The organism is Brachybacterium aquaticum, assembly GCF_014204755.1.
Lineage (GTDB): Bacteria > Actinomycetota > Actinomycetes > Actinomycetales > Dermabacteraceae > Brachybacterium > Brachybacterium aquaticum.
Genome location: NZ_JACHLZ010000001.1, coordinates 3,163,665 through 3,184,512, shown reverse-complemented (window position 1 = coordinate 3,184,512; position 20,848 = coordinate 3,163,665). Strand labels below are relative to the sequence as shown.

Sequence of the window (20,848 nt, the reverse complement as noted above, 5' to 3'; positions counted from 1 at the left end):
CGCCGCGCCTCAGGCCATTACGCGGGAGTCGTCGCGGATCTGGCCCACGAGCTCCTCGAGCATGTCCTCGAGGGTGACCACGCCGATGACGCGTCCGTCCCTGTTGGTCGCGGCGCCGAGGTGGGCGCCGGAGTCCTGCATCTCGGCGAGCGCGTCGCGCAGCGGCTGGTCGCCGCCGATGCGGGGGAGGGCGCGGATGCGCGCGGCGGGGATCGGCTCGTCGCGGTGCTCCTGGACCGAGTCGAGCAGGTCCTTGATGTGGACGTAGCCGGTCAGGGTCCCGTCGGCCGCCTTCATGGGGAAGCGGGAGTAGCCCTCGACGGCCGCGGCCTCCGCCTGGGCGGCGGTGACGCCCTCGGGGAGGGTGGAGACCTTCTCGAGCGGGATGACCAGGTTCGCGACGCTGCGCGCCTCGAACCGCAGCGCGCCGAGCAGCAGCGCCTCGTCGTTGTCCTCGAGCAGTCCGCCCTCGCGGGACTCGCTGACCATCGCCGCGACCTCGTCGCGGGTGAAGGCGCTGGTGACCTCGTCCTTGGGCTCGATCTTCATCATCCGCAGCACGAGGTTGCCGGTGGAGTTCAGCAGCCACAGCAGCGGTCGCAGCACGGTCACCACGGCCACCAGCACGGGGCTGAGGATCATCGCCATCCGCTCCGGGCCGGCGAGCGCGATGTTCTTGGGCACCATCTCGCCGAAGACGACGTGGAGGTAGGTGACCAGGGACAGGGCGATCACGAAGGCGATCGGGTGGGTGAGCGCGCCGGGCACGTGCAGCCACTCCAGGGGCGCCTCGATGAGGTGGGCGATCGCGGGCTCGCTGATCGCGCCGAGCGCGAGGGAGCACACGGTGATGCCCATCTGGGCGCCGGCCATCATGAGGGACACCTGCTCCATCGCGGAGATGGTGACCTTCGCGGCCCAGTTGCCCTCGAGGGCCTTGGGCTCGATGACGGAGCGGCGGGCGGAGATCAGGGAGAACTCCGCACCCACGAAGAAGGCGTTGAACAGGAGCAGGACGAGGGTGGCGATCAGGCCGATGTAGTCGTTCATCGCTGCTCCTCGCGCTCGTCGTCGGCGCTCTCGTCGGACCGATCGGACTCGGTGTCCTCGTCGGGCGCGGCCTCGACCTTCACGTGCACGGTCTCGATCCGCATCCCGTCGATCTCGGTGACCTCGATGCGCAGCTGGGCGGGGTCCTCGCCGGGAGCGGGGTCGGTGTCCACCACGATCTCGTCGCCGACCTCGGCGAAGCGGCCGAGTTCCATGGTGACCAGGCCGCCGAGGGTGTCGTAGTCCTCGTGCTCGGGGACGGTCACGCCGAGGCGCGCGGTGGCCTCGTCGGGGCGCAGGCGCGCGTCGAGGTCCCAGGAGCCGTCGGCCTCGGGGGCGTCGTCGGTCTCCTCGTCGTGCTCGTCGCGGACCTCGCCCACGATCTCCTCGACGAGGTCCTCGAGGGTGATGAGGCCGGCGTGGTCGCCGAACTCGTCGACCACTATCGCCATCTGGAGGCCGCCGGCCCGCAGGGTGTCCATGAGGTCGTCCAGCGGCACGGTGTCGGGCACGAACGTCGCGGGCCCCATCACGGCGTCCACGCGGGTGGTGGGGCGCTGGTCGAAGGGGACGGCGAGGCCGTGGCGGATGTGGGCGACGCCCGCGATCTCGTTCTCGTCGTCGATCACCGGGAAGCGCGAGTGGCCGGTCTCCCGGGCGAGCTCGAGCAGGTCGGCGACGGACTGGTCGACCTCGAGGGAGTCCACGCGGCCGCGCGGCACCATCGCGTCGTGGGCGCGGCGGTCGCCGAAGGCAAGGGTGCGCTGCACGAGGAAGGCGGTCTCCTCGGCGAGGGCGCCCTCGTCGGCCGAGCGCTTGACCAGCACGGACAGCTCGTCGGCGCTGCGGGCGGAGCCGAGCTCCTCCTGCGGCTCCACGCCGAGGGCGCGCACCACGGCGTTGGCGTTGCCGTTGAACAGCCGGATCGGCAGGGCGAGGATCTTGGTGAACAGGCGCTGGAAGCCGACGACGGCCTTGGCCGTGCGCAGGGGCTGGGAGATCGCCATGTTCTTGGGGACCAGCTCGCCGAAGACCATGGTCATGCCCGTGGCGAGCACGAGGGCGAGGGCCACGGAGGCGGAGCGGGCGGCGACGGGGCTGAGCCCCGCGTCCTCGAGCGGCGGGCTCACGAGCGCCGCGATCGCGGGCTCGGCGAGGAAGCCGATGGCGAGGTTGGTGACGGTGATGCCGAGCTGGGCTCCGGAGAGCTGGGTGGAGAGGGTCTTCATGCCCTCCAGCACCCCGCCGGCGCGCTTGTCGCCGGAGGCCGCGGCCTTCTCGACGTCGTTGCGGTTGACCGTGATCAGGGAGAACTCGGCGGCGACGAAGGCGCCGCAGGCCAGCACGAGCAGGAGCCCGATCGCCAGCGAGAGGAGGGGACCGATCAGATCCATGGACGGATCCCCCCGAGGTTCGTGAATGTGTGCAGGCCCGAAGGCCTGGGACTGTCACTCGGGGCGTCGCTGGCGGCGCTCATGATCTCCTGGTGCTCCTCAAGATCCCCGCCGGCTCTCGGCGAGGGCTGAGGGAATGCTACAACCCGGTGCCTGGACGCGGCAGGGTGTGTGGACGACGTCTCGGACGGCGGTTCAGGAGGCGGCGGCGCGCTCGTCGGCCCGACGCTGGAGGAACGCGGCGACGGCCCGCAGCTCAGGCTCGTCCACGGCGTGGCCGAGGTAGGGCCGACGCTCCTCCTCGACCCGGGTGTGCGCGGTGAGGAACTCGCGCACCTGCTCCTCGATCTCGCCGCCGAACAGCGGGTCCAGCCCGCCGTGCCCCCACATCACGCGCGGGCGCACCTCGGCGAGGTGCTCGTCGCCGGGCAGCGGGGCGGGGAAGGGACGGCCGGAGAGGTTCACGACGAAGTCGAGGGAGGCGGGGTCGCGGCGCAGCAGGTGCAGGGCGAGCAGACCGCCCTGCGAGAAACCGATGATGCCGGCGATCTTGCGCCCGGCCTCGCGCTGCGCGGAGATCCACGCCTCGACCGCCTCGGCGGCAGGCTCGATCATCTCGGGGCGCGCCGGGTCCACGGGCATCTCGAACCAGGCGTAGCCCTGGACGTAGGCGAGGATGCCGCGCAGGGAGACGTAGGCGAAGTCCGGCGGGAGGAAGGGGACCAGGCCCGTCAGGTCGCGCTCGTGGCTGCCGAGGCCGTGCAGGAGCACGACGATCGGCTTCGCACCGTCGTCCTGCATGCGCACCGCCGCGTCCTCGTCGATGCGGGGGGAGATCAGCGTGAAGTCGCCGTGCTGCGCGGGAGTAGTCATGGCGCCAGAGTAGGGGAAGAACCCCCAGGTCGCGCGGTGCACTGAGCGGCGCGCTGGTCGGAGGGACGAGATCCGACCCCTGGGGGTCCCGGCAGCTCGGTGGTATTCGCTGCGCGTCCGGATGAACGGTCGCCTCAGCGGCGAGCCACCTCACACGTCCGATAAGAAATCACTTCTCGGATCACCTCCTTCCCTGTGGGCTACCACGGTAGGACCGTGCGACGCGCGCGGCAACGGATTTATCGCGACCGGGTCGATCTATTGCTTTTCGATAGATATCCCTCGATACTCGTCGCATGACATCACCCGCTTCGCGCCTCCGGATCGACGTGCTCCGCGCTCTGCTCGTTCTCGCCCTGGTCCTCGTCCTCGTCCTCCAGCTCGGCGTGCTGCCCTGGCTGTCCGGCGCTCTCGCCGAGGCCCTGCCCGACGAGGCATACATGCGCTGGCCGGTGCTTCTGCTCGCCGTGGCGGGCCTGGCCTGCGTGGAGGTGGGGATCGTATGCACACTGCGCCTGCTCGGCATCACCCGCCGCGGCGAGGTCTTCGCCGAGAGCTCGCTGCGCTGGGTCGACGGGATCATCGTCGCCTTCGTCGTGGGCGCCGCCGTGTGCGTCGCGACCCTCGTCTACCAGTCCTTCACCGTCGGCGGACCGCCCGCCTGGACCCTCCTGCTGCTCCTCACCACGCTCGGCGGGGTCGGGATGGCGCTGCTGATGAGCGTGATGCGCACCCTCCTCGTGCAGGCCACGACCCTGCGCCGGGAGATGGAGGCGGTGATCTGATGCCGATCGTGGTGCGGATCGACATCGAGCTCGCCCGGCGCAAGATGTCCGTCGGCGAGTTCGCCGAGCGGGTGGGCATCACCCCCGCGAACGTCGCGGTGCTGAAGAACGGCCGCGCCAAGGCGGTGCGGTTCAGCACCCTCGAGGCGATGTGCGAGGTCCTCGACTGCCAGCCCGGGGACCTGCTCGAATGGGTGCCGGACGGCGAGGACTGATCGCTGCTCCGCGGGTCTCAGGTCCCGCAGAAGGTCATGAAGTGCTCGCCGCCCTCGCCCGGGCCCTCGAGGTGCTCGAGCCCCGGCCGGCGCGTGAACGGTGCCCTCACCGCGTCGAGCATCTCGCGCACCGGCGCGAGGTCGCCGAGGTGCGCGGCACGCAGCGCCGCATCGAGGTGGAGGTTGCGCGGCGCATACAGAGGATTGCGCGCCGGGGTCCTGTCGTCCGCGCTCCCGTCGGCCGACGAGGCGCGCAGCGCCTCCCAGCGCGCGATCCACGCCCCCATCCCCGCAGGCAGCTCGCTCGCCCGCCCCTCCTCGAGGGTGCGGAAGGTGCCCGTGTGGTCGAGGCCGTGCTCCTCGAGCAGCGCGAACAGCTCCTCGCCGAGCGCGAGCACCGCCGACTGCTCCGCGCGGATCCCGAGCTTCCTCGCGAGCCCGTCGGCGTAGGCCTCGAGGTACCAGCCCTCGTACTGCTCGAGCACGGCGGTGGCGCGGGCGACCGCACCGTTCGGGTCGTCCTCGTCGATACGCTGGACGAGAGTCTCGGCGAAGCGGGAGAGGTTCCACAGCGCGATGCCGGGCTGGTTGCCGTAGGCGTAGCGGCCGCCGCGGTCGATCGAGCTGAACACGGCGCCGCGACGGTGCGCATCGAGCACGGCGACGGGGCCGTAGTCGATGCCCTCGCCGGACAGCGCCATGTTGTCGGTGTTCATCACGCCGTGGACGAGGCCGAGCAGCATCCACTGCGCGACGAGCCGCGCCTGGGCGCGGGTGACGGCCTCGAGGAGGCCGAGGGGCCCGTCGGCCGACGGGTGGTGGCGGGCGATGGTGTGGTCGACCAGGGCGCGGCGTACGCCGGGGTCGAGATGCCAGGCGGCGTACTCGAAGGTGCCGACGCGCAGGTGGCTCGCGGCGACGCGGACCAGCAGCGCGCCCGGTTCGGGGGTGATGCCCTGGCGCGGGGCGATCCGCTCGCCGGTGGTGAGCACGGCGAGGGCGCGGGTGGTGGGGACGCCGCAGGCGTGGAGCCATTCGCCGAGCACGGCCTCGCGCAGCATCGGGCCGAGCGGCGCCTTCCCGTCGCCGCCGCGGGCGAAGGGGGTGCGACCGGCGCCCTTGAGATGCAGGTCGCGGCGGTGGCCGAGGGTGTCGACGAGGTCGCCGAGCAGCACGGCGCGGCCGTCGCCGAGCACGGAGTTCGGGGTGCCGAACTGGTGGCCGGCGTAGGCCTGGGCGGTGGTGCCGTCGATCTGGCCGGTGAGCAGGGCGAGGCCGTCCTCGCTGCGCAGCCAGGCGGGGTCGATTCCGAGTTCGCGGGCGAGGTCCTCGTTCAGCCACTGGAGCTCGGGGTCGGGCGGCACGTCGGCGCGGAAGGCGACGGACAGCTCGGGGAGGGCGTCGGCGTAGGTCTGGTGGAGCGTCGGCGCAGCCGTGCTCGGAGCGGTCATCGCGCACCTCCTTCGGGCTCCACGGTAGCCCCGTGCGACCACCCGTTGACTTCGTGACGTGGAACACAGAGGGTGGCGGGGTCGGCTCGCACCGGCGGGCCACGGCAGGCAAGGAGGCCTCCCTCATGTCCAGCAACCGCGCGATCGCCTATCAGGGCCCCGGAAAAGTCGAGGTCGTCGACATCGACTACCCCACCTTCGAGCTGAAGGACGGCCCGGGCGTGAACCCTGCGAACGTCGGCCGCCAGCTGCCCCATGCAGCGATCCTCAAGGTCGTCACCACCAACATCTGCGGTTCGGACCAGCACATGGTCCGCGGCCGCACCACCGCGCCCGAGGGCCTGGTGCTCGGCCACGAGATCACCGGCGAGGTGATCGAGACCGGTCCGGGCGTCGAGTTCATCAAGGAGGGCGATCTCGTCTCGGTACCCTTCAACATCTCCTGCGGTCGCTGCGAGATGTGCAAGACGCGCCGCACTGAGATCTGTCTGAACGTGAACCCCGACCGTCCCGGCAGCGCCTACGGTTATGTCGACATGGGCGGCTGGGTGGGTGGCCAGGCCGAGTACGTCGTGGTCCCCTACGCCGACTGGAACCTGCTGAAGTTCCCCGACAAGGACCAGGCGATGGAGAAGATCCTGGATCTGACCATGCTCTCGGACATCTTCCCCACCGGCTTCCACGGCGCGGTCACCGCGGGCGTGGGCCCCGGCAAGTCCGTGTACATCGCCGGCGCGGGCCCGGTGGGCACCGCCGCCGCGGTGGGCGCGCAGCTGCTGGGCGCCTCGGTGGTGATCATGGCCGACATGAACGCGGACCGCCTGGCGAACGCCGCGAAGTTCGGCTGCGAGACGATCGACGTGTCGACGGAGGATCCGCGCGAGGGGATCGCCCGGATCCTCGGTCGCGAGGAGGTCGATGCGGGCGTGGACGCGGTGGGCTTCGAGGCTCGCGGCCACGGCAAGGACGCGGGCGAGGCGCCGGCGACGGTGCTGAACACGCTGATGGACGTGACCCGCGCGGGCGGCCGGCTCGGCATCCCGGGGCTGTACGTCACCGGCGATCCGGGCGGCGTGGACGCGGCGGCGCAGGAGGGCTCGCTCTCCCTGCGGCTCCGCCTCGGCTGGGCGAAGGCGCTGTCGTTCACCACGGGCCAGTGCCCGGTGATGAGCTACCACCGCCAGCTGATGGAGGCGATCCTGCACGACAAGGTGAAGATCGCCGACGCCGTGAACGCCACCGCGATCTCTCTCGACGACGCCCCGAAGGGCTACGCCGAGTTCAATTCGGGTGTCGCGAAGAAGTACGTCATCGATCCGCACGGCGTGACAGGGAAGGTGCAGGCCGCCTGACGGCTCGTCGGTGAGGCGCGCGGGACACGCGAGTCGGGCTCGCTGGGTTCGGCGGGTGCGCCGTGGGCGGCCGAGGGGATCTCTCGCTCGCACCTCACACTGATGTCAGGAATGCCGCCGACCGGGGATGTCGACCCAGGTCGGCGGCATTCCTCACGCGGCTGTCAGGGTGGGGGCCACCGGTGCCACGGCGGTCCGGGGTCGCGGGGGTCAGGGTCCGTGGGGGGAGCTGGGGCCGCGCATGCCCGGCGGTCAGAAGGGTGGTTCGCCGTAGTCGGGGTGGGGCGGGATGATGCGGCGCCGCTCGAGCTCGATCCGCTGCTCCCGCGTGAGGGCTTTGAGCTGCTCATGGATCGAGAGCTTCTCGGCGTAGGTGCGTTCGTGGATGCGGGCGGCCATCTCGAGTTCCGCGGCGACTATCGGGGTGAGCAGGTCCGTGTCCTCGTAACTGGTGGTGGTGATCCCGTCACCGAGGTGCCATGTCGTCGGGTAGGGACCGGCGATCGTGGTGCCGTCCCCGCGAGCAGGGTCCAGTGCCTCGTCCCGCACCGGGTCGAGGAGCTGCTTTGTCTTCACTTGATGGTGGATGTGACAGAGGCGGTGGAGGTTGAACAGACTCGTCTGGCCCCCTTCGTCGGGATGGTCATGGTCGTATTCGAGGATGTGATCGTCCTCGGCCATGAGGACTGTGGGTCTGTCACACCCGGGCATGGCGCAGACGGGGTGTCTGAGCCGGAGCTGTAATCGCATCTGCGCTGTGGGGGTGTAGGTGGAGGCGTTCACGGGAAGGTATGCGCCGGTGATCGGGTCGGTGAGGATCCTCTGCCACGTCTTCTCCCCCGCCGCGAGACGGCGGGCCTGCTCGGCCGGGATCGGGGTCATCCCCTCCAGCATCGCGGGCGTGTTCGAGTACCCCATCATCGTGGTCACCGGCACCGTCATCAACAGCTTCACCGCACTGGTGGTCTCCTGGACCGGGTCGATGTCGATCACCGAATGGGTCAGGATCGCGTAGCGCAGATGACGCAGAGACATCGGCCGGCCCTGCTCCCGCAGCACATCGTCGAGGTCGAACGGGAGAGGGCCTTCCTCCTCGTCCTGCAGCATCCGCCGCTGCTCCTTCTGGACCGTGTGCGCAGCAACATCGAGGCGGTGCATGAGAGCTTTGATCTCCAGGATCGGGCCCGTGATCGTGAGCGTCGCCGTCCCGGCGTCCTCATCGATCCCGACCAGATCCACCGAGCGGGCCTTCGACGGAAGAATCGGGACGGCGCCGGCGGTGACGAGCTTCGTCCCGACCCTCACCTGTTTCTCGAACGCGAGCTGGGGAACGTTCGCGATCTCCACCCCCGCCATGTACTCATCCAGGCGCCGCGCCTGCTCCGGCGTGAGACGACGCGCATGCCGCAGCAGGTAGCGGTGGAACGACTCCGGCATGTCCCCCGCCAGCAGGACAGCGAACGTCGAAGGCATGTCCTTCACAGCGCGGTGGGCGTCGTGGACCAGCGCCGTCGCCGACAGGTTCGAGACCCTGAGGCCGGTCGCGATCTTCACCGCCGTCACCTCTGCCCAGTCCAGCGACCCCTCATTCTCCGAATCGTCAGTGAACAGGTCCGCGACCAGCTGCAGATGCAGGCCGTACAGGTGGGCGCGTTCACGCATCAGCAGATGGATCTCCAGCACCGACCCCGCCAGCGGAGACTCGAACCCACCCGCATCCTCCACCACCACCGATGCGTCCAGCTTCCGCCGCGCACGGGTGTGGAACGACCGCGCAGGCTCCGGCGCAGAATCCGAGGGGTCTACCGCCTCCGCATCGTCCACAGCAGGCATCGGAACCGGGAAGTGAACAGGCCTCGGCGGGACGTCCTGGGCAGCGACAGCATCCGACGCGGGCGCGCGTCGCGACGACGTCTCAGCGTCCCCGGACTTGCTCGTCTTCCCGGTCTTACCCGGCACGTCGTCCTCGAACTCCCCCACCACACTCACCCCCTCCGCGAACCCCTCGAACACCCACCTATGGGCGCTCCATTTCGAATACCCCCACCCTACCGACCACACCCCCTATTACTAAAGAGTCAGAACCATATGGGGACGAATTTGTGGATAACCCTGGAGCGTGGAGGAAAGGTCAGCGACAGGGAGTGGTGCGCCACAGCCGAGAGGACGAACCGCGGGCACCAAGAGGGCGGCCACGGGACGTCGATCGGACACCCCGCGACACGAGTCCTCCCGTACCGGCCGAACCCCCAAAGTGGATCTCACCGCAGGCAGCATGGACATTCCAGATGCGGATCCCGGAGTCATGACGGACCACCCGCCCGGCGCTGGCGAGCACTCCGACGTCCATCTCGACGCCTACGCGAGCCCACCTCGGGAAATCCCCGCACGCCCTACCAGGAACCTCCGACAAACGAAGCCAGACCCCGAGTGAATTGTGGAAACGTGGGTCATGTGGAGAATCCATCACCCCCGCACAAAGAATTCTGCCCGCCCCCGCGATCACGTCCTCGCACCCGCTCTCACTCCCCGAGCCCGGCCCCGGGCGCCCGGCGAACGCCCACCCCGTCGGCCGCCCCGCAGCACCCACCCCGGCACGCCGACCCCGGCGAGCGCGTAGGGTTCGCACCATGACGGAACGCACCACGTACCTCCTGGTGGACGGCGAGAACATCGATGCGACGCTCGGCGTCTCGGTGCTGGGGCGTCGGCCGCAGCCCGAGGAGCGGCCGCGCTGGAACAAGCTGATCCAGCACGCGGAGAACGCCTGGCAGCAGCCGGTGAAGGGCCTGTTCTTCCTCGCGGTGGGCGACAACCTGCCCTCGGGGTTCGTGCAGGCGCTGATCGCGCTGGGCTACAAGGCCGTGCCGCTGCGCGGCGAGGGCAAGGTCGTGGACATCGCGATCCAGCGCACCGCGGAGGCACTGCAGGAGCGTCCGGCGGACGTCATGCTGGTCAGCCACGACAAGGACTTCGTCCCGCAGATGGAGGACCTGGCCTCGACGCCGGAGCGCCGCACGGGGCTCGTGGGCTTCCGCGAGTTCATGGCGGCGGACCTGCAGGACATCCCGGGGATCGAGTTCCACGACCTGGAGTACGACGTCTCGGCGTTCACGAACCGCCTGCCCCGCGTGCGGATCATCGACATCGACGAGTTCGACCCGCTGGAGTTCATCTGAGCACGTCGGCGGCGTCCGCGCCCCGCGCCCTGCTCACATCCACTTCAGCTTCTTGAACACGACGTACAGCAGCACGCCGAGGCCGAGCATCATCCCCAGCGCCATCGGGTAGCCGAAGGCCCAGTGCAGCTCGGGCATGTGGTCGAAGTTCATGCCGTAGATCGCGCCGATCAGCGTGGGCGCGAAGAGGATCGCGGCCCAGCCGGAGATCTTCTTCATGTCCTCGTTCTGCCGCTGGGCGACAAGGGTCGCGTTGACGGAGAGGATCTGCGTCAGCGCCTCGCGCAGCTCGGCCACGCGGTGGATCGCCCGGGTGAGGTGGTCGGAGACGTCGTCGAGGTAGGCCTGGAGAGCCTCGGGGATGGCGTACTTGTCGAAGCCGCCGCGCAGCGCCTCGATGACGTCCTCGAGCGAGGTGACGATCTGCTGCATCTCGACGACCTCCTGGCTGAGTCGGTAGATGCGCTCGGTGACCGCGGCATCCGCGCCGAAGACCTGCCGCTCGATCTGCTCCTTGTCGATGAGCAGGCCGCGTAGCACGGGCTCGTAGCCGTCGACGATCACGTCGAGCACCCGGTACACGACCGCCTCGGGGCCGAGGGTGAGCAGGTTGGTGCCGGCGGGCATGGAGCGCTCCCGACGGGTGGAGGTGAGCGGGTGGTCGGCGTCGAGCTCGGGGCTCGCGGTGCCGTCGATCCAGCGTCCGTCCTGGCAGAGCACGGCGACGGCGCCGGGGCGCAGCAGCACGTGGAACTCGGCCACGTCGATCTCCTCGCGGGCATCGTCGTAGCGGGCCGAGCGCAGCACGAGGAAGCGCACGTCCCCGTAGCGCTCGAACTTGGGCCTCTGGCGACCGGTGAGCAGGTCCTCCATGAGCACGGGGTGGAGGTCCCAGGCCTCGCCGAGAGCGAGCACGTCCTCCTTCCGCGGCTGGGGGTAGAAGAACATCGCCATCCGATCGGGAGCGGAGGCGGCGAACTCGAGCGCGTCGCCCGCGCTCGTCCCCGTCGGCGCGACGGAGGGGACGCCGTCCTGGACGTAGCGGATGAGGGCGTCGGAGCCGGGCTCAGGGGTCGGCTCCGGGGTGGGGCCGACGGTGGGGCGGGGGCGGCGGATCGCCATGTGAGAGCTCCTTCGGTGCGCCGGCGGACCGGCTGCGCCGGTCGACCCCGTATCCTCACACACCGGGGCGGGCGGGGCGCGCGAGGGCGCGGCCGACAGGGCCGGGCGGCCGACGGGGCTCCGCGTCCGACGGGGTCGGCCGACGGGCACGACTCAGTCTCCGGCGGGCACCAGCGAGGGCACGACGAACAGCCTCAGGTAGCGGCGGACCTCGTCGGCCGTCTCGGGGCGGCCGTCGGACTGCGACATGAACATGATCTCCAGGCGCACGATCCAATCGGCGACATCCTCGATCGCGAGGTCCTCGCGCAGCTGCCCGGTCTCCTGCGCCTCGCTCAGCAGCGGCTCCCAGACCTGCTGGTTCAGCTCGGCATACAGACGCGGCCGGCCGATGGAGGTCGAGGCGCCGCGCGGATCCGTGCTCAGCAGCGGGTCGGCGGAGCCGCGGGAGACGTCGTGGACGATCCCCTCGACCAGACGATCGGCGAAGGGGCGGCGGGACGCCTCGGGGCGCAGGTGCGGCGGGGGCTGCTCCTCGGCGACGACCTTCAGCACGTGGTGGCGCACGGTGGCCTCGACGAGGGTCTCGCGGTCGGCGAAGTAGCGGTAGAGCGAGGCGCGGGAGACGCCGGCGGCGCGGGAGACGTCCTTCATCGTGGTCTTCGCGATGCCCAGCCGGAGCAGGGTCCGCAGCGCGGCGTCGAGGATCCGCTCGCGGGTGTCCGGGCGTGGCGTGGTGGGCATCCGCTCATGGTAGCCAGAGACGCCTGCGCACGGGTTGAGACATGAGACAGCTAGTGTCTTATGTATAGTCGGAGGGAAGATCGCACGCGGACGTGCGGACGCCTGACGGAGGAGGAACTCCCATGAAGGCAGCGCTCATCAACGAGCTCGGCGGACGGTTCGAGATCGAGGAGGTGAGCATCGCGGAGCCGATCGGCAAGGAGGTGCTCATCGACGTCAAGGCCTCGGGCCTGTGCCACTCGGACCTCGGCACCAAGAACTACGACTACGGCTTCCCGATGCCGATCCTCGCCGGTCACGAGCCCGCGGGCATCGTCACCGCGGTCGGCCCCGACGTCGAGGGATCGCGGTCGGCGACCACGTCATCGGCTCCACCGCCGGGTACTGCGGCTACTGCGCGAGCTGCCTGCGCGGCGCGCGCGCCTGGTGCACGAACCTCGCCCCGCTGGTCCGCGCCGAGGGCGAGGCGCCCCGCGTGGCCGCGAGGACGGCACCCCGGTGTACCTCGCCGGCAACGTCGGCACCTTCGCCGAGCAGATGATCCTCCACGAGAACTACGTCGTGAAGTTCCCCGACGAGATCCCCTTCGACAAGGCCGCACTGCTGGGCTGCGGCGCGATCACCGGCGTCGGCGTGGTGCTGAACGTGGCCGACGTGAAGCACGGCTCCACCGTCGCCGTGATCGGCTGCAGCGGCGTGGGCCTGAACACCATCTATGGCGCGCACCCGGCCTCGGCCTCGCGGATCATCGCGATCGACGTGGCCGACGACAAGCTCGAGCTCGCCCGCAGCTTCGGCGCGACCGACGTCGTCAACTCCCGCGAGGTCGACCCCGTCGAGGCGGTCCGCGAGCTCACCGGCGAGGGCGTCGACGTGGCCTACGAGGTCATCGGCCTCGAGCCCACCCTGCGCCAGGCGCTGGACATGACCCGCCGCGGCGGCATGTGCTACGCCGTGGGCGTCGCGAAGCCCGGCACGAAGCTGCCCGTGGACATCACCGGCGGCATGGTGCTCGGCATCAAGGGTCTGCGCGGCACCTACATGGGCTCCTCGAACATCAAGCGCGACATCGCCTTCTATGCGGACCTCTACCTCCAGGGCCGCCTGAAGCTCGACGAGCTGGTCGCCCAGACCATCTCGCTCGAGGAGATCAACGAGGGCTACGCGGCCATGGCCGGCATCGTCGGCCGCAGCGTCATCACCTTCTGAGCCTTCCGGCCGCCGCCTCTCGGCGGCCGACGGAGAGGCCCCGGGACCCGCGAGAGCGGGTGCCGGGGCCTTTGCCCGTCCGGGGGGCCGGGACGCCGAGCCGACGTCAGACGGTCGCCGGGACCTGGATGAACGTGGAGTTCACGAACTCGCGGATGCCGTGGGGACCCATCTCCTTGCCGAGGCCCGAGCGCTTGGTGCCGCCGAAGAGCACGCCGGACTGGTTGTTGATCGACTGGTTGATGGCGACCATGCCGGTGTCGAGGCGGCGGGCGACGCGCTGGGCGCGCTCGATGTCGGTCGAGAAGACCGAACCGCCGAGGCCGTACTGCGAGTCGTTCGCGAGCGCGATCGCCTCCTCCTCGTCCGCGACGCGGAAGATCATCGGGACCGGACCGAAGATCTCCTCGTGGAAGACCGGGTTGTCCGGGGTGACGTCCAGCAGCCGCGTGGGCTGGACGAAGGTGGCGATGTCGGGCACCTTCGGGCCCATCTAGACCGCGGTCGCACCTGCCTCGACAGCGCGGCGGATCTGGTCCCGAACCTCGTCGGCGGCCTGGACCGAGACCATGGGGCCGTAGGTGGTCGCCTGATCCTTCGGATCGCCGGCCACCATGGAGTCGCCGAGGAAGCGGAACTGCTCGAGGTACTCGTCGAAGATCTCGCCCGCGACGATGATCCGCTTGTTCGAGATGCAGGCCTGGCCGGCGTTGAGGAAGCGGAACATGGAGCACTGGGCGGTGACCGCCAGGTCCGCGTCCTCGAGCACGACCATCGGGTCGGAGCCGCCGAGCTCGAGCACGGCGGGCTTGATGGCCACGTCGGCCTTCTCGGCGATGCGCGCACCGGCGGCGTCGCTGCCGGTGAGGGTCACGCCGCGCACGCGGGAGTCGGCGATGGTCGCGTCGGACTGCGCATGGGAGGCGTAGAGATTGGTGAACACGCCCTCGGGCAGGCCCGCCTCGCGGAAGATATCGGCCACGGCGTTCGCGCAGCCTGGCACGTTGCTGGCGTGCTTGAGGATGACGACGTTGCCAGCCATGAGGTTGCCGCAGGCGGGACGGACGGGCTGGTAGTAGGGAACGTTCCAGAACTCGATGGCGTAGATGATGCCCATCGGCTCGTGGGAGAGGTAGTCGGTGCCGCCCTCGGGCGCGGCGGCGATGGGCTCGTCGGCGACGAACGACTCGGCGTTGTCCGCGTAGTACTCGAGCATGTCCGCGATCATCTCGCCGGACATCATCACCGAGAAGCCGATCGGCATGCCCATCTCGGCGGTCTGCAGGGCGCCGAGCTCCTCGGCGCGCTCGCGGAAGAGGGCTGCAGCGCGGCGGATCGGCTCGGCGCGCTCGGCGAAGCTCAGGGCGCTCCAGCTGCGGAAGGCCTCGTGCGCGGTGGCGAGCGCCTGCTCGACCTCGGCATCGGTCGCGGTGGGGGCGGGGAAGACCTCTTCGCCGGACATGGGGTCGATGGACTGGTACGCCATCACGTCACTCATTCGTGTCGGGACGCGCGCGGCAACGCGCGATGGCGACGATGATACAGATCCTGTCTTATGTCTCAATGTGAGTCCGTCCCCGGAAACGAGAAGAACCCCCGCGATCAGCATTTCTGCTGATCACGGGGGTTCTCACCACGGTGCGCAAGGGGGGACTTGAACCCCCACGCCGTTTCCGGCACACGGACCTGAACCGTGCGCGTCTACCAATTCCGCCACTTGCGCGTGTCTCCGACACCGGGTCTCGAAGCGCCGAGGTCGAAGGTTCCTCCAGAGTACCCCCGGCCAGGCCGTCGGCGCGAACTCAGACACCGCACAGTAACCAACGCCACTCGCCGAGCGCGTCGGCGCCCGTCCGCAGCCGCGCGGGCCCGCGTCACCGCAGGGCCTCGGCCTCCTCAAAGGCGGCGTCGATGTCCTCGGGGACCAGCCGGCGTCGGCCGACGGCGACGTACAGGATCGTCGCGACCAGCACCGCCGGGATGCCCACCATCGCGGCGATCTGCATGCTCGGGCGCACGAACACGGTCGCGAACACGGCGGCCAGGCCCACCAGGCCCCCGCATGCGGTGACCACGCCGCCGGGCATCCGGAAGGAGGTGCCGTGGCCGCCGTGGCGGCGGAACGAGAGGTAGGTGACCAGGATCAGCGCCCACACCATGATCACGGAGAAGACCACGAGGCTCATCATGTAGCCGAACACGCCGCCCACGCCGGTGAAGGCGAGCAGCGCCGCACCGACCAGGCCGATCGAGGAGAAGGCGATGCCGACCGCGGGGACGCGGCGCGCGGTGAGGTGGGCGGCGATGCGCGGGGCGAGGCCGTCGGACGCGAGGGAGTGCAGGATCCGGCTGCCGGCATAGAGGTTCGCGTTCGCGGCGGACAGCGCCGCGATGAGCACCAGGAGGTTCGTGATGTGGGCGGCGCCGGGGACGCCGATCCGGTCGAAGACCATCACGAACGGGGAGGTGGCGACGTCCCCGCCGGTGCCGGCCGCCTGCTGCCACGGCACCAGGCACAGCACGATGCCTATGCAGAGCACGTAGAAGAACGCGAGGCGCACGATCGTGGTGCGCGCCGCGGTGCGGATGGAGCGGGCGGGGTCCTTCGCCTCGGCGGCGGTGATGGACAGCAGCTCGATGCCGCCGAAGGAGAACATCACGACCGACAGGGCGATCCACACGGCCGGCCAGCCCATGGGGGCGAAGCCCCCGTCGGCCGTGAGCGCCGAGAAGCCGGCCGCCGGCTGGCCGGGCATCCCGAAGAGCACGAGGAGCGCGCCGATCAGGATGAACACGACCACTGCGATGACCTTGATCGAGGACAGGAAGAACTCGATCACGCCGAAGGAGCCGACGGTGGCGAGGTTGATCGCGATGATCACCGCGGCGAACAGGAGGATCCCGGCCCAGATCGGCACCCCGGGGAACCAATAGGCGAGGTAGGCGGCGCAGGCGACGAGCTCGGTGCCGGTCACGCACACCGTGACGATCCAGTACAGCCAGCGGCTGAGGTAGCCCCAGAACGGGGAGAGGTAGCGGGCGGCGAGGGTGCCGAAGCCGCCGCGCACGGGGTGGCGGGAGGCCATCTCGCCCATGGCCAGCGCGATGGTCGCGGCGATCAGGGAGCCGACGGCGAAGGAGATGATCACGGCGGGGCCGGCGATGCCGATCGCCTCGCCGGAGCCGAGGAACAGGCCGGTGCCGAGCGCCGAGCCCATGGCGATCATCGCCATCTGGCCGTGGCCGAGGGAGCGGGCGAGGTGCCCGTCGCCCTGGGGGATGTCGGTGGTGGAGGAGGTCACCCGTCGAGGGTAGTCCGGGCCGGCGGGGCCGCACGGGACCTGGGGTCAGCCCTCGGTGTCGAGGTCGTCACGCACGGTGGCGTTCAGGCCCACCAGGAGCAGCACGCCGGCGGGGACGAGCACCAGCAGACCCATTCCGCCGATCCCGGGGACGAGGGTGAGGCCGTAGCCGAGGGAGAGCAGGAGGACCGCGAGGGCGACGAGCACCATCGCGGCGGGACCGCGGGGACGGCGAGGACCGCGGGGTCCAGGTCGGCGCGGGCGTCGAGGGGGCGAGGGGCGGAGGGCGGGGTCGAAGGTCGTCATGGGACGACTCTGCCGGAGCGTGCCGCGCGCCACATCCTGCGATCGGCGGAGGCGAGGAGGGAGTTGGTCGCGGGGGCGGCCGACGAAGGTCGTGGGGGTCGACCCCGTGGTCAGCCCCGTGCCTCGTACGCCTCGACCGCGTCCTTCGCGTCCTTGAGGCCCGCGCCCGTCTCCTCGCGGTAGACCTTGATCGCCTCGATCTTCTTGCCCTCGGCGAGGAGCTGCCGGCTGCGCTCGGGGATCTGCTGGCCGATCTCGCCGCGCAGGCGGAACAGCTCCGCCTCGCCGACGCCGGCGCGCTCCGCAAGGTGCGCGACCAGGCCCTCGAGGTCGCGGACCTGCTTCTGGAGGGTCTCGATCGGCTTCTGCTGCTGGGCGCTGCGGCCGAACATGGCGGCTCCTCGTCTGGGGGCGGGGTGCGGGGGCACCCATCCTGCCATCGGCCGACGGGGGCGGCGGGGGCGGCCGACGGGGCCGACCGGGTGGCAGGGCGCGGGATGCGGAAGGACCCCGCCTCCCGGGGTGCGGGGGGCGGGGTCCTTCGAGGGTCGTGCAGAGGGGGTCAGCCGGAGCCGATCAGGCCTTGGCCGAGCCCTTCGCGGCGACGACCTGGACGACGAGGTTCGCGAAGATGTCGTCGTGCAGTCGGACGGTCGCCTTGTGCTCGCCGAGCGAGCGGATGGAGGTCGGGAACTCGACCGTGCGACGGTCGATGTCCTTGCCGAACAGCTCCTTGACGCCCTCGGCCAGGTCCTTGGAGGACACGGCGCCGAAGAGGCGGCCGTTCTGGCCGGCGCGCTCCGCGATGACGACGGGCTTGGACTCCAGGGTCGCCTTGAGCGCCTGGGCCTCCTCGAGGCTGGCGATCGCACGCTTGCCGCGCGCGGCGCGGATCTGGTCGAGCTGACGCTGACCGCCCTTGGTCCACGGGGTCGCCAGACCGCGCGGGAGGAGGTAGTTGCGGGCGTAGCCGTCCTTGACCTCGACGACATCGCCGGCGGCGCCGAGGCCGGAGACCTCGTTGGTGAGGATGAGCTTGCTGGTCATGTGCTTCCCTTCCTCGCTCAGCGACCGGAGGTCGAGTACGGCAGCAGGGCGATCTCGCGGGCGTTCTTCACGGCCTTCGCGATCTTGCGCTGCTCCTGGACGGAGACGCCGGTGACCCGACGGGCGCGGATCTTTCCGCGGTCGGAAATGAACTTGCGCAGCAGCGCGGCGTCCTTGTAGTCGACGGTCTCGAGACCGGCGGCCTTCAGCGGGTTCTGCTTCTTCTTCGGCTTGCGAAGAACAGGCTTGGCCATCGTGGTGCTCCTTCTTTCCTGGGGAGCCCGGGCATGGACCCGGGATGGGGTTGTTCTGTGGTCTTTACTGCTCGGCAGGGCCGATCAGAAGGGCGGGTCGTCGTACCCGCCCTGGTTGCCGCCTCCGGCCCAGGGGTCGGAGTCGGGAGCGCCCTGCGGGGCGCTGTTGTAGCCGCCGCCCTGACCGCCCTGGTTGCCGTAGCCTCCCTGGCCGCCGCCCTGGGGGGCGCCGCCGCCGAAGCCGCCGCGGCCACCGCCACCGCCACCGCCGCGCTGGACCCGATTGGCCTTCGCGGTCGCGTAGCGGAGCGAGGGGCCGATCTCGTCGACGTCCAGCTCGATGGAGGTGCGGTTGTTGCCCTCACGGTCCGTGAAGGAGCGCTGCTTGAGGCGACCCTGCGCGATCACGCGGGAGCCCTTCTCGAGGGACTCGGCCACGTTCTCGGCGGCGTCGCGCCAGATGGAGCAGCGCAGGAACAGGGCCTCGCCGTCCTTCCACTCGTTCGACTGACGGTCGAAGGTGCGGGGGGTGGACGCGATGGTGAAGGACGCCACCGCAACGCCGGACTGCGTGAACCGCAGCTCGGGGTCGGCGGTGAGGTTGCCGATCACGGTGATGACGGTGTCATTCGCCATGGATGCTCCTGTGCTCCGTGTGGGGGGTGGGTGGTGCGAGGATCAGCGGCTGCAGGTCACTCGGCGTCGAGACGCATGAGCTTGGTGCGCAGCACGGACTCGTTGAGCCCCAGCTGGCGGTCGAGCTCCTGCGCGGTCGAGGACTTCGCGGTGAACTGCAGGACGATGTAGATGCCCTCGGGCTTCTTGTCGATCTCGTAGGCGAACTTCCGCTTGCCCCAGACGTCGACGTTGTCGATGGTGCCGCCCTCGGTCGGGATGACCTGGACGAGCTTCTCGAAGGTTCCGCTGACGGTCCGCTCATCGACGGACGGGTCGAGGATCACGACCATTTCGTACTTGCGCATGTTCTGGTACCCACCTCCTGTGGTCTCTGCGGCCACGGTCTTTCCGTGGCAGGAGGGTTCATGCCATCCGCTCGGGCATCGGCGATGCACGTCACGGACCGGCCCAGCGTACCCGCGCGCCCGAGCATCGGCCAGGGGACGCCGACGGGTGCGCGGCGCATCACAGACCGGCGCGCCGCGACGCTTCCGCGCCGCCGTGACCGATCGGTCCGGGTCCACGGCCGTCCGCCCACTAGCGTGGCCCCATGACCAGCACCGACGAACGCACCTCGCTGCGCCGCTCCGTCACCACCACCGGCCTGTTCCTGTTCATCCTGGGAGACGTCCTCGGCGCGGGGGTCTACGTCCTCGCCGGGGAGATCGCAGGCATCGCGGGCGGGGCCCTGTGGGTGCCGCTGGTCGTCGCCCTCCTGCTGGCACTGCTGACCGCGGGCTCGTACGCCGAGCTCGCCACCAAGTACCCGCGGGCCGGCGGCTCCTCCCACTACGCCACCCGCGCCTTCGGCCCCTTCGCGGGCTTCCTGGTCGGGTTCTGCATGCTCTCGGCCGGCATCGTCTCCGTGGGAGCCCTGGCGCTGGGCTTCGCCGGGGACTACCTCGGCGCCTTCGTCAGCCTGCCGACGGCCCTGGTCGTGATCGTCTTCCTCGGCCTGCTCGCCGCGCTGAACACCCGCGGGATCTCCGAGTCGCTCGGCGCGAACCGGGTGGCGACCGTGATCGAGGTGGGCGGTCTGCTGATGGTGATCGTGCTCGGCGCGATCGTGATCGGCCGCGGCGAGGGCGACCTGGGTCGCCTGACGGAGCTCGGGACCCCGGAGAACGGTCCCGTCGCCGCGGTGCTGGCCGGGACGGTGCTCGCCTTCTACTCCTACGTCGGCTTCGAGACCAGCGTGAACATCGCCGAGGAGACGAAGGACCCGGCCCGCTCCTACCCGCGGGCGCTGTTCGGCGCGCTGCTGGTGACCGGCGTCGTCTACGCGCTGATCGGAGTGGTCGCCGCCGCCGCGGTGCCGACCGCCGAGCTCGCGGGCTCCACCGCGCCGCTCGCGCTGGTGGTCGAGGCGGCGGGGATCGTGCCGCCGGTCGTGTTCAGCGCGATCGCACTGATCGCGGTGGCCAACGGCGCCCTGCTGACGGGCATCATGAGCTCGCGCCTGGCCTACGGGATGGCCACCGACGCCCTGCTGCCGCAGGTCCTCACCCGGATCCTGCGCGGGCGCCGCACCCCCTGGGTGGCGATCCTCGTGACCACGGCCCTGTCGATCGTCCTCGCCCTCACCGGCACCATCGACGTGCTCGCCGGCACGATGGTGCTGCTCCTGCTGGTCGTCTTCCTCTCCGTGAACGCGGCCGTGCTGGTGCTGCGCCGCGACCGGCCGGGGCACCGTCACTACCGGGTGCCCGTGGTGCTGCCGATCGGAGGCCTGGTCTCGTGCCTGCTGCTGATGACGCAGGTGGAGTGGGCGGTCTGGCGGCTCGGACTGCCGTTCCTCGCGGTGGCGGCGCTGCTGGCCGGCATCGCCGCGTGGCGGCGGCGCCGTCGCCCGGCCGAGGAGGCCGGGCGGGTCGACGCCGCCTGAGC

The 20,848-nt window shown here is 70.5% G+C and carries 20 protein-coding genes, 1 tRNA gene and 2 pseudogenes; 7 read left to right on the top strand and 16 right to left on the bottom strand.

The window, feature by feature from the left end:
- Positions 1-9: 9 nt before the first annotated feature.
- The 3 genes from HNR70_RS14290 to HNR70_RS14280 form a co-directional block, all read right to left on the bottom strand.
- A complete protein-coding gene (locus HNR70_RS14290) occupies positions 10-1,050 on the bottom strand; it encodes a hemolysin family protein (protein WP_184326242.1) in 1,041 nt (346 codons plus the stop codon).
- Positions 1,047-2,444, bottom strand: a complete 1,398-nt coding sequence (locus HNR70_RS14285) for a hemolysin family protein (RefSeq protein WP_184326241.1) — start codon at positions 2,442-2,444, stop codon at positions 1,047-1,049. Before HNR70_RS14285 ends, HNR70_RS14290 begins: the two co-directional genes overlap by 4 nt.
- A gap of 195 nt (positions 2,445-2,639) precedes the next feature.
- Positions 2,640-3,317 carry an alpha/beta hydrolase gene (locus HNR70_RS14280; RefSeq protein ID WP_184326240.1) on the bottom strand — a complete coding sequence of 226 codons (678 nt, stop codon included), beginning with the start codon at positions 3,315-3,317 and terminating at the stop codon, positions 2,640-2,642.
- Positions 3,318-3,613: 296 nt separating this feature from the next.
- On the opposite strand from HNR70_RS14280, the gene HNR70_RS14275 reads away from it, so the two are divergent.
- Both HNR70_RS14275 and HNR70_RS14270 read left to right on the top strand, forming a co-directional pair.
- On the top strand, positions 3,614-4,102 hold the full coding sequence (locus HNR70_RS14275) for a DUF2975 domain-containing protein (RefSeq protein WP_184326239.1): 489 nt from the start codon (positions 3,614-3,616) through the stop codon (positions 4,100-4,102).
- Complete coding sequence (locus HNR70_RS14270) at positions 4,102-4,317, top strand: helix-turn-helix domain-containing protein (RefSeq protein WP_184326238.1); 216 nt, start codon at positions 4,102-4,104, stop codon at positions 4,315-4,317. Before HNR70_RS14275 ends, HNR70_RS14270 begins: the two co-directional genes overlap by 1 nt.
- Positions 4,318-4,334: 17 nt before the next feature.
- On the opposite strand, the gene HNR70_RS14265 is transcribed toward HNR70_RS14270, so the two are convergent.
- Complete coding sequence (locus HNR70_RS14265) at positions 4,335-5,768, bottom strand: protein adenylyltransferase SelO (protein ID WP_184326237.1); 1,434 nt, start codon at positions 5,766-5,768, stop codon at positions 4,335-4,337.
- A gap of 125 nt (positions 5,769-5,893) precedes the next feature.
- Between HNR70_RS14265 and fdhA the strand changes: the two genes are divergently transcribed.
- Entirely contained in the window at positions 5,894-7,120 is a 1,227-nt protein-coding gene (gene fdhA / locus HNR70_RS14260) for a formaldehyde dehydrogenase, glutathione-independent (protein WP_184326236.1), read from the top strand.
- 252 nt (positions 7,121-7,372) lie between these two features.
- Here fdhA and HNR70_RS14255 read toward each other — a convergent pair whose 3' ends face one another.
- Complete coding sequence (locus tag HNR70_RS14255; RefSeq protein WP_376768839.1) at positions 7,373-8,953, bottom strand: HNH endonuclease signature motif containing protein; 1,581 nt, start codon at positions 8,951-8,953, stop codon at positions 7,373-7,375.
- A gap of 797 nt (positions 8,954-9,750) precedes the next feature.
- Here HNR70_RS14255 and HNR70_RS14250 point away from each other — a divergent pair.
- Positions 9,751-10,299, top strand: coding sequence for an NYN domain-containing protein (locus HNR70_RS14250; protein WP_184326234.1), 549 nt, complete (start codon positions 9,751-9,753; stop codon positions 10,297-10,299).
- Between the two features lie 33 nt (positions 10,300-10,332).
- Here HNR70_RS14250 and HNR70_RS14245 read toward each other — a convergent pair whose 3' ends face one another.
- Positions 10,333-11,421: a magnesium and cobalt transport protein CorA gene (locus HNR70_RS14245; protein WP_184326233.1), complete on the bottom strand. Its 1,089-nt coding sequence runs from the start codon at positions 11,419-11,421 to the stop codon at positions 10,333-10,335.
- A 153-nt stretch (positions 11,422-11,574) separates the two neighbouring features.
- Positions 11,575-12,165, bottom strand: a complete 591-nt coding sequence (locus HNR70_RS14240; protein ID WP_184326232.1) for a TetR/AcrR family transcriptional regulator — start codon at positions 12,163-12,165, stop codon at positions 11,575-11,577.
- Between the two features lie 122 nt (positions 12,166-12,287).
- Here HNR70_RS14240 and HNR70_RS16075 point away from each other — a divergent pair.
- Positions 12,288-12,449: pseudogene (locus HNR70_RS16075) on the top strand (alcohol dehydrogenase); the annotation flags it as partial.
- 214 nt (positions 12,450-12,663) lie between these two features.
- The gene (locus HNR70_RS16065; RefSeq protein WP_312857682.1) at positions 12,664-13,374 is read left to right on the top strand and encodes a zinc-binding dehydrogenase; all 711 of its coding nucleotides are present in this window, start codon (positions 12,664-12,666) and stop codon (positions 13,372-13,374) included.
- Between the two features lie 106 nt (positions 13,375-13,480).
- On the opposite strand, the pseudogene HNR70_RS14225 reads toward HNR70_RS16065, so the two are convergent.
- The 9 genes and pseudogenes from HNR70_RS14225 to rpsF form a co-directional block, all read right to left on the bottom strand.
- A pseudogene (locus HNR70_RS14225) lies at positions 13,481-14,860 on the bottom strand (aldehyde dehydrogenase family protein).
- A gap of 153 nt (positions 14,861-15,013) precedes the next feature.
- Positions 15,014-15,097 (bottom strand) — tRNA-Leu (locus HNR70_RS14220).
- Between the two features lie 151 nt (positions 15,098-15,248).
- The gene (locus HNR70_RS14215) at positions 15,249-16,607 is read right to left on the bottom strand and encodes an amino acid permease (RefSeq protein WP_221421507.1); all 1,359 of its coding nucleotides are present in this window, start codon (positions 16,605-16,607) and stop codon (positions 15,249-15,251) included.
- Between the two features lie 114 nt (positions 16,608-16,721).
- The gene (locus HNR70_RS14210; RefSeq protein WP_184326228.1) at positions 16,722-16,982 is read right to left on the bottom strand and encodes a hypothetical protein; all 261 of its coding nucleotides are present in this window, start codon (positions 16,980-16,982) and stop codon (positions 16,722-16,724) included.
- Between the two features lie 110 nt (positions 16,983-17,092).
- Positions 17,093-17,374 (bottom strand): ribosomal protein L7/L12, encoded by a 282-nt coding sequence (locus tag HNR70_RS14205; protein WP_184326227.1) that lies wholly within the window; start codon positions 17,372-17,374, stop codon positions 17,093-17,095.
- A gap of 184 nt (positions 17,375-17,558) precedes the next feature.
- Positions 17,559-18,029 (bottom strand): 50S ribosomal protein L9, encoded by a 471-nt coding sequence (gene rplI, locus HNR70_RS14200; RefSeq protein WP_184326226.1) that lies wholly within the window; start codon positions 18,027-18,029, stop codon positions 17,559-17,561.
- Between the two features lie 17 nt (positions 18,030-18,046).
- Entirely contained in the window at positions 18,047-18,283 is a 237-nt protein-coding gene (rpsR, locus tag HNR70_RS14195; protein ID WP_010533203.1) for a 30S ribosomal protein S18, read from the bottom strand.
- Positions 18,284-18,367: 84 nt separating this feature from the next.
- Positions 18,368-18,919: a single-stranded DNA-binding protein gene (locus tag HNR70_RS14190; protein WP_184326225.1), complete on the bottom strand. Its 552-nt coding sequence runs from the start codon at positions 18,917-18,919 to the stop codon at positions 18,368-18,370.
- A gap of 56 nt (positions 18,920-18,975) precedes the next feature.
- Positions 18,976-19,266, bottom strand: a complete 291-nt coding sequence (rpsF, locus tag HNR70_RS14185; protein WP_184326224.1) for a 30S ribosomal protein S6 — start codon at positions 19,264-19,266, stop codon at positions 18,976-18,978.
- A gap of 245 nt (positions 19,267-19,511) precedes the next feature.
- Between rpsF and HNR70_RS14180 the strand changes: the two genes are divergently transcribed.
- The gene (locus HNR70_RS14180) at positions 19,512-20,846 is read left to right on the top strand and encodes an APC family permease (protein WP_184326223.1); all 1,335 of its coding nucleotides are present in this window, start codon (positions 19,512-19,514) and stop codon (positions 20,844-20,846) included.
- Positions 20,847-20,848 lie beyond the last annotated feature (2 nt).